General features: G+C 66.8%; 7 protein-coding genes. 1 reads left to right on the top strand and 6 read right to left on the bottom strand.

The genetic code is table 11. The annotated features are described in order from the left end of the window. Positions 1-35: 35 nt before the first annotated feature. Positions 36-893: an ATP-grasp domain-containing protein gene (locus B4F07_RS00270; protein WP_293699272.1), complete on the top strand. Its 858-nt coding sequence runs from the start codon at positions 36-38 to the stop codon at positions 891-893. Here the strand turns inward: B4F07_RS00270 and B4F07_RS00265 are convergent. The 6 genes from B4F07_RS00265 to B4F07_RS00240 all read right to left on the bottom strand — a co-directional run bounded on the left by B4F07_RS00265 (position 890) and on the right by B4F07_RS00240 (position 7,009). Continuing rightward, the gene (locus tag B4F07_RS00265) at positions 890-1,123 is read right to left on the bottom strand and encodes a ribbon-helix-helix domain-containing protein (RefSeq protein ID WP_293699269.1); all 234 of its coding nucleotides are present in this window, start codon (positions 1,121-1,123) and stop codon (positions 890-892) included. The genes B4F07_RS00270 and B4F07_RS00265 overlap by 4 nt on opposite strands. A gap of 165 nt (positions 1,124-1,288) precedes the next feature. Next, a complete protein-coding gene (gene phbB / locus B4F07_RS00260; RefSeq protein WP_293699266.1) occupies positions 1,289-2,011 on the bottom strand; it encodes an acetoacetyl-CoA reductase in 723 nt (240 codons plus the stop codon). A 98-nt stretch (positions 2,012-2,109) separates the two neighbouring features. Next, complete coding sequence (locus tag B4F07_RS00255) at positions 2,110-2,559, bottom strand: DUF1963 domain-containing protein (protein WP_293704317.1); 450 nt, start codon at positions 2,557-2,559, stop codon at positions 2,110-2,112. 67 nt (positions 2,560-2,626) lie between these two features. Then, the gene (locus B4F07_RS00250) at positions 2,627-3,478 is read right to left on the bottom strand and encodes a DUF1963 domain-containing protein (protein ID WP_422663579.1); all 852 of its coding nucleotides are present in this window, start codon (positions 3,476-3,478) and stop codon (positions 2,627-2,629) included. A gap of 226 nt (positions 3,479-3,704) precedes the next feature. After that, complete coding sequence (gene hemH / locus B4F07_RS00245; RefSeq protein ID WP_293699260.1) at positions 3,705-4,700, bottom strand: ferrochelatase; 996 nt, start codon at positions 4,698-4,700, stop codon at positions 3,705-3,707. Between the two features lie 20 nt (positions 4,701-4,720). Further along, positions 4,721-7,009: a xanthine dehydrogenase family protein molybdopterin-binding subunit gene (locus tag B4F07_RS00240; protein WP_293699257.1), complete on the bottom strand. Its 2,289-nt coding sequence runs from the start codon at positions 7,007-7,009 to the stop codon at positions 4,721-4,723. Positions 7,010-7,088 lie beyond the last annotated feature (79 nt).

Below are 7,088 nucleotides of genomic sequence, written 5' to 3'. Positions count from 1 at the left end.
CCCTCCCCTGAAGGGGAGGGGCTTCAGGAGAGCCCATGCCCTTCCAACCCCGCGTCGCCATCCTGGTCCCGGCGCCCGATTATTACGAAAAATGGCAGCCCGCCTTTGCCCGCAAGGCGGCAGCGCTGACCGGCGCCGGGCTGATCGTCGAGCAGCGCGTGTGGACCGATCCCGGCGACCTGTCGGGTTACGACCTGATCCTGCCGCTCTTCGCTTGGGGCTATCAGCGCGATGTCGCGACCTGGTACGCGCTGCTCGACCGGCTGGAGGCCGACGCGTTGCCGGTCGCCAATCCGGTGCCGGTGCTGCGCTGGAACAGCGACAAGGCCTATCTGTCCGAACTCGGCGCGAAGGGTGTTGCGGTGGTGCCGACGGTCGAGGTCGCAGCGCTGGACGATGCTCGCCTTGCCGATGCGCGGTTGCAACTGGGCGCCGAAGAAGTCGTGGTCAAACCCGCGATTTCGGGCGGCGCCGACGGCACCCACCGCATTGCGGCAGGCGAGGCGATTCCCGCCGACGCGATCGGCCAGCGCCGCCTGGTCCAGCCATTGATGCCCGGCATCCTGACCGAGGGCGAATTTTCGCTGTTCTTCTTTGCCGGCCGATTCAGCCACGCGATCGTCAAGCGCCCCGCCGCGGGCGACTTCCGTGTGCAGGAACAATTTGGCGGCCGCGAAATGGCGTGGGAGGCGAGAGTCGACGCCCAGTCGCTGGCAACCGCGGCGCTGGCCGCCGCACCAGCCCCGCCGGTTTACGCGCGCGTCGATATGGTCGGCGATGCGACGGGGAAGCTCCACATCATGGAACTCGAACTGATCGAACCGTCGCTGTTCCTCCATCACGCGCCGGACAAGGGTGCGGCGTTTGGGACGGCGGTTTACGCCGCGATCTAATCGGCACGCCCTCGCCACAACCACTGGCGGATTGCGGAGGTCAGGTTTGGTGGATTGTGGGCTTCCATCCGCTCGACATCGATCCGCGCGACCAGCGCGTTGACGGGGAGCGCTTGGCGCGCTGCTTCTGCCTCCAGCGCGTCCCAGAACATCGGCTCGAGGCTGATCGAAGTCGGATGGCCGGCGATCGTTACCGACCGTTTGACGGGAGGGTGGAAGGGCTGGGTCATCGGTCGTGGCTCCAGTGGCGACGGCAAAGCCGCCGCCCGCCGTCAGACGGGTTCGGCGATCTTTTGGGATCGCCGCCCCGCTGGCCGTGCCGGGCCGTGGCTTCGCCACCGGTTGCCAGCTCGCCGTTCGCTGACGCGAACGCTTTCGCTAGCGCCCTCGGCCCGTCAATACATATGCTGCCCGCCATTGATCGACATCGTCGACCCGGTCACAAACCCGGCATCCTCGCTGCACAAAAACGCTACGCCGCGCGCGATTTCATCGGCCTGGCCCAAACGCCCCACCGGAATCTTGGCGACGATCTTTTCCAGCACCTGCGGCGGCACCGCGGCGACCATGTCGGTGTCGATATAGCCCGGGGCGATCGCGTTGACGGTCACGCCCTTCTTGGCGCCTTCCTGCGCCAGCGCCTTGGTAAAGCCGTGGATGCCCGATTTCGCGGCGGCATAATTGACCTGGCCGTACTGGCCCGCCTGCCCGTTGATCGACCCGATGTTGACGATCCGGCCCCAGCCGCGCTCGACCATGCCGCCGAACGTCGCCTTCGCCATGTTGAAACAGCCGCCCAGATTGACGCGCATCACATCGTCCCAATCGTCATAGCTCATCCGGGCGAGGGTGCCGTCGCGGGTGATCCCGGCGTTGTTGACGACGATGTCGACCGGGCCGAATTCCTCGGCGATGCGCGCGCAACTGTCGAGGCACGCCTGATGGTCGCCGACGTCCCATTTCATCGCGGCGATGCCGGTGCGTTCGGTGAACGCCTTCGCCTTTTCGTCATTGCCGCCATAGTTGGCGACGACGGTGACGCCCTGTTCCTGCAATTTGAGGCTGATCGCTTCCCCGATGCCCCGGCTGCCGCCGGTGACGATTGCTACGCGTGCCATTTATTCTGCTCTCCCACAGAGTTATCGCACGATGATTAGGACGCCCGCGCGGCCGCCGCAAGTTTACCGGAACGTCAATCGCAAAGCTATTCGTCGGGTTAGTTGCTCACCTGGACGCGAAGCTTTGAAAAGTCCCCCACGGCCAGATCGGACTTGTCGATCGTGACGACCAGATTGTCGCAGTCGCCGAACATCCGGCTCATCAACCCGCTCGTCGGCAGTTCGAGCAGCACCGCGTCGCGATCCTCATCATAATCATGGACATAGCGGAAGGGCTCATGCCCGATCGCCGCCATTTCCCGCGCCGCCAGGTCGCGCCAATAGGGTTCATAGAAAGCACGCATCGGCGGCGACAGGCTGTCCGGGTTGGCGCACCACGCATGTTTGGCGCGGTCGAACAGGATCGTCTGATAGTCATGGACCCACAGATGGGCGTCGGCGCGGTGCGTCGTCAGCGGCAGGGTGATGGTCTCGTGGACCTCGGCGCCGGTTTCCGGGTCGATGCGATGGACGGTCTTGGCCCAGTGGATGGCGTGCAGCGCGGCCATGACGGCGGTTGCATCGCTGGTCGAAAAGGCTTGCCGGGTCGCGCTTTCGCGGACGATGGCGATGATCTCAGCGGCGCGCGCGCGCNNNGGTGCTTGCGCCGGGCATTGGCACTGCGTTGATCGTCAACCGGTCGAGCCGCGTTTCCAAAATGGCGACCATCGCGGTCATGCTGCCCCAGTCGAAGGGGTGAAAGGCAGGGTCGGCGATGTCGTAGCTGCGGTTATACAGCATCGCGCCGACCTCGTTCGGATCAGCCTCGACCCGCGGGTCGGCCTCGCCGGGGCGTACCGCGACCAGATCAACAGGCCATTCGGGAAAGGCGCGCACCGCAAAGGGTTCAAGGTCGCCAAAGCGCAGGCCGCCATGCGGGCCGAACCAACCGTCGGGGTCATCGAGCGCGAGCGGCGGCGACAGCGCCGCATCGGTATCGCGCAGATGCAGCACCTGCATTTGATGGCCGCGGCGATGGATGAAAAAGGCGAGCGCCCCTTCGCGCGGCCCCAATCCGTCCCACAGCGCGGGGGGCAGGCTGGCGCAGTCGATTTGGGCGAGAAAGTCGGCGGGCTCGCCGTCGATCTGCGGCCACGCCATCCCTGCGGGCAGGCGCGGGCGACCGCCGAGCCAGCTGTTGGTTGAAATTGCATCGCCCAGCGGGATCTGCGGCACAAGGCGGAGCGTAACAGCTTCGACCTCGGCCTTTTCGATCCGATGCGCTTCGTCTTCGACCTCGGATGCCAAGGCTTCAAGCGTGGCTTCGACTGCGGCGGCTTCGTCAACAGGGGCGGGGACTTGCCGATAGTCATAGTCGGTCTCGGCCTGCGGCTGGAGCGGCGCCTTGCCGCTGACGCGCGCGAGTCGCGATGCGGAGATTTCGATGGGCTCGACTTCCACCTTCGCCTTTCGCGAAAGCTTGGGCATCCGGCTTTCACCAGCAACGCGCGGCGCGCGCGGCGCGGCGGGAACGGTGCGCGGACGGCGTAGCCACCACACGCCAAAGACGACCGCCACAAAGGCCAGCGTGACCCCGGCCAGCATCAATGCTGCCGATTGGACCTCGTTCATCCCATATCTCCAAATTGCCGCGATCACACCGTTTCGGTGCCGCGTCGGAGCAATCTAGCGCATGGACCTAAACAGTTGGTAACTATAGCCAGCCCGACAGTTCACGGCGCATCATCGTCTCAAGCATCGCCATCCCGGGCGCTTCGGCATTCAAGCACGGCAGATAGGCAAAGCGCCCGCCGCCCGCGGCCTCAAGCTGCTCCTTGCCGCGGATCGCCAGCTCTTCGCGCGTCTCCAGGCAATCGGCGGAAAAGCCGGGGGCAAAGATCGCGACGCTCTGTCCCGCTTTGCCAAACGCTTCGAGCTGGGTGTCGGTCGCGGGTTCGAGCCATTTGGCGCGGCCAAAGCGCGACTGGAACGCGACCTCGATCGGGCGGCCCATCGCTTCCGACAGCAGCCGCGCGGTCTTGCGGCACTGGCAATGATAGGGATCGCCCAGGTGCAGCGTCCGTTCGGGCATCCCGTGAAAGCTGGCGAGCAGCAGGTCGGGGGTGAAGTCGAGCGCCGCTAGCCCCGCCTCGACCGACGTTTTCAGCGCGGCGATATAGGCGGGGTCGTCATGGTAGGGCGGCAGATAGCGCAGCGCCGGTTGCCAGCGCAGCGTCTTGAGATGCCCGCCGACCGCGTCAACCACCGTCGCAGTCGTCGCCGCGCAATACTGCGGATACATCGGCGCGATCAGGATGCGCTGGCACCCGGCCGCGATCAGCGCGTCGATCGCCGGGCCGATCGCGGGTTTGCCGTAACGCATCGCATAAGCGACGCGGACATCGTCACCGAATGCCGCCTGCAACGCGGTGCTTTGGGCGCGGGTGATCGCGGCGAGCGGCGAGCCATCTTCGGTCCACACCTGCGCATAGGCGTGCGCCGACTTTTTGGGCCGGGTGGTCAGGATGATGCCGCGCAGGATCGGCTGCCACAGGATTTGCGGGATTTCGACGACGCGGCGGTCGGACAGGAACTCGGCCAGATAGCGGCGAACCGATGGCGCATCGGGCGCATCGGGGGTGCCAAGGTTGACGAGCAGCACGCCGATACGGGGTGCAGCGATGGGCGGATGGTTGGGGGGCAGAGTCATAGGGTTTGTCCGGGAGGCCGTCATAGCGGCTGCGCCGACAGCGGCAGGCGGCGGATGCGGCGACCGGTCGCGGCGAACATCGCGTTGGCGATTGCGGGCGCGACGACGGGGACGGCAATTTCGCCCAAACCGCCGGGCTCGCGGTCGCTGTCGACAAATTCGACCAATATCTGTGGGGTCTGCGACAGGCGCGGCAGGCCAAGTTGGCCGATCTTGCGCGCCGCCGCGACGCCGCCTTCATAATCGGTCGTCGCACCCACTGCGGCGGCGAGGCCGAAGATCAACCCGCCCTCGACCTGCTGCCGCGCGACCGCCGGATTGACGAGGCGCCCGGCATCGACGACCGCGACCAATTGCTCGACCTGTAACCCCTTGTCGCTCTGCCGCGCGGTGGCCATCAAAGCGATATGGCTGCCACGCATACTATGGCACGCCAGCCCTTGCGCGGTCCCCGACACCCCGCCTTCCCAACCACCCAGGCTGGTCGCGGTCAGCAGGCAACGCGCCAGCAGCGGCGCGTCACCCAGCATCGCGATGCGATAGGACAAGCCATCGGTCCCGGCGCGCGCCGCCAATTCGTCGATGAAACATTCGGTGAAAAAGGCGGTGTAGCTGTCGGCATTGCCACGCCAGCGTCCGGTCGGCAGCCCGATGTCGGCGGGGCAATGGTCGACCGCGTGGTGGGGGATGGCATAGGGGCTTGCCGCGCCCTCGACCGCTGCGGCATCGGCGCTGCCGACCGCGGCGCGCTGCGCCACATCGGCGGGGACATTGTCGAACAGCCGCGCGCGGACCTCGTGATTGGTCGGCGGCACTGCGATCCGCGTCACCAGCGCGTCGATGCCCCCCGCGGCATTCAACGTCGCGCTCAGCCGCGCGCGAACCGGCGCGCGCGGCGGCAGGCGCATGATCTCTTCGGCGCGCGACCAGGCGAGCTGGACCGGGCGTTTCACTTGCAGCGCGATGATCGCGGCCTGAACCGCCGCACCATGGTCGAGGCAGGCGTCGAACGACCCCCCTGCCATCATTGGGAACAACACGACATCGTTCGGCGACAGTCCGGTGGCGGTGGCAATCGCATCGCGGCACTGCGCAGGCGCCTGTGTCGCCACCCAGACACGCAACCGCGCGCCGTCGGGGGCGGCGGTGGCACTGCGCGTTTCGATGGGCGCGTGCAGCGCGGGGGCGACGGCATATTCGGCCACGACCTTGGTCCTGCCTGTCATCGCTTCGGCGACATCGCCGGTGTGCGATATCCGATAACCGCCGTCCTTCAGCGCCTGTTTCAGCGCCGTGTCGATGCGGGTCGTGGAAATCGGGGTCCCGGCGGTCTCGAACACCGGGGCAAAACGGTCGAGCGCGCGGTTCGCCGCCCACCAATTACGCGCCACGGTCGCAACCCAGCGCTCATGGGTGACGACATGCAGCAGGCCGGGCGCGGCCATACCCTGCTTGCGATCGATGCTTTTCAGCCGCGTCGCGCCAAGCGGTCCCTGACGGATCGCCGCGAACACCATGTCGGGCAGGCGGATGTCACCGGCATAATTGGCCGATCCGTCGATCTTCGCGGGCAGGTCGAGCCGCGTCAGTTCCTTGCCGTACAGCGGATCGCCGCTGCTGGCGCGATAGACGGGTTCGGCGGGCGGTTCGAGCAATGCCGCGGCGGCGGCAACTTCCCCGAAGCGCAGCTTTTTCTTGCCGAGGATGACGAAGCCATCCTGCGTGTCGCAATCCTCCCAATCGGCGTCCCAACGCGCCGCCGCGGCCATCATCAGCAGCGCGCGCGCCTGCGCGGCGGCGGCGCGGCACGGCCCTTCGAACATCCGCACCGACGAGCTGTTCGCGGTCAGCATCACCGCGTGGCGCACCGCCCATTCGCGCCGCGCCCAACGGCGCACGTCGGACACAAAATCGGGAACCCCGGCGCGCGGCGTGAACACCGCGCTGTCCTCGTCGACCAGCAAGGTGTTGGTATAGAGCGGGCTGATCGGCGCGGTTTCGACCGCGATCGTCCGCCAGTCGGCACCCAGCTCGTCGGCCATGATCTGTGGCAGCAGCGTCGTAACGCCCTGACCCATCTCGCATTGCGGGACGACCGCGCTGATATGCCCGTCGTCGCCGATCTTGAGGAAGGCGTTGAACACATGCTCGTCGGGCGCGGCGGTGACGTTGGGCTGATAGTCGCGCGGCCACAGGCTCCATGCGATCGCCAGCCCGCCCGCGGCGGTGGCACCGACCAGCATCTGGCGGCGGCTGACGTGCGGCAGCCGCGATTTGTTTTTCAGAGCCGTGTCGCGAATGCCCACCATCGCGGATGCTGATAAGCGGGGCGAGTCGGCGTGGCAAAGGCTTTTGGTGCGAATGAGATCCTCCCTGTCGCGCAGCGAT

This window comes from Sphingopyxis sp. UBA6723, assembly GCF_002454115.1.
Classification (GTDB): domain Bacteria; phylum Pseudomonadota; class Alphaproteobacteria; order Sphingomonadales; family Sphingomonadaceae; genus Sphingopyxis.
This window is presented reverse-complemented; position numbering and strand designations above follow the sequence as displayed.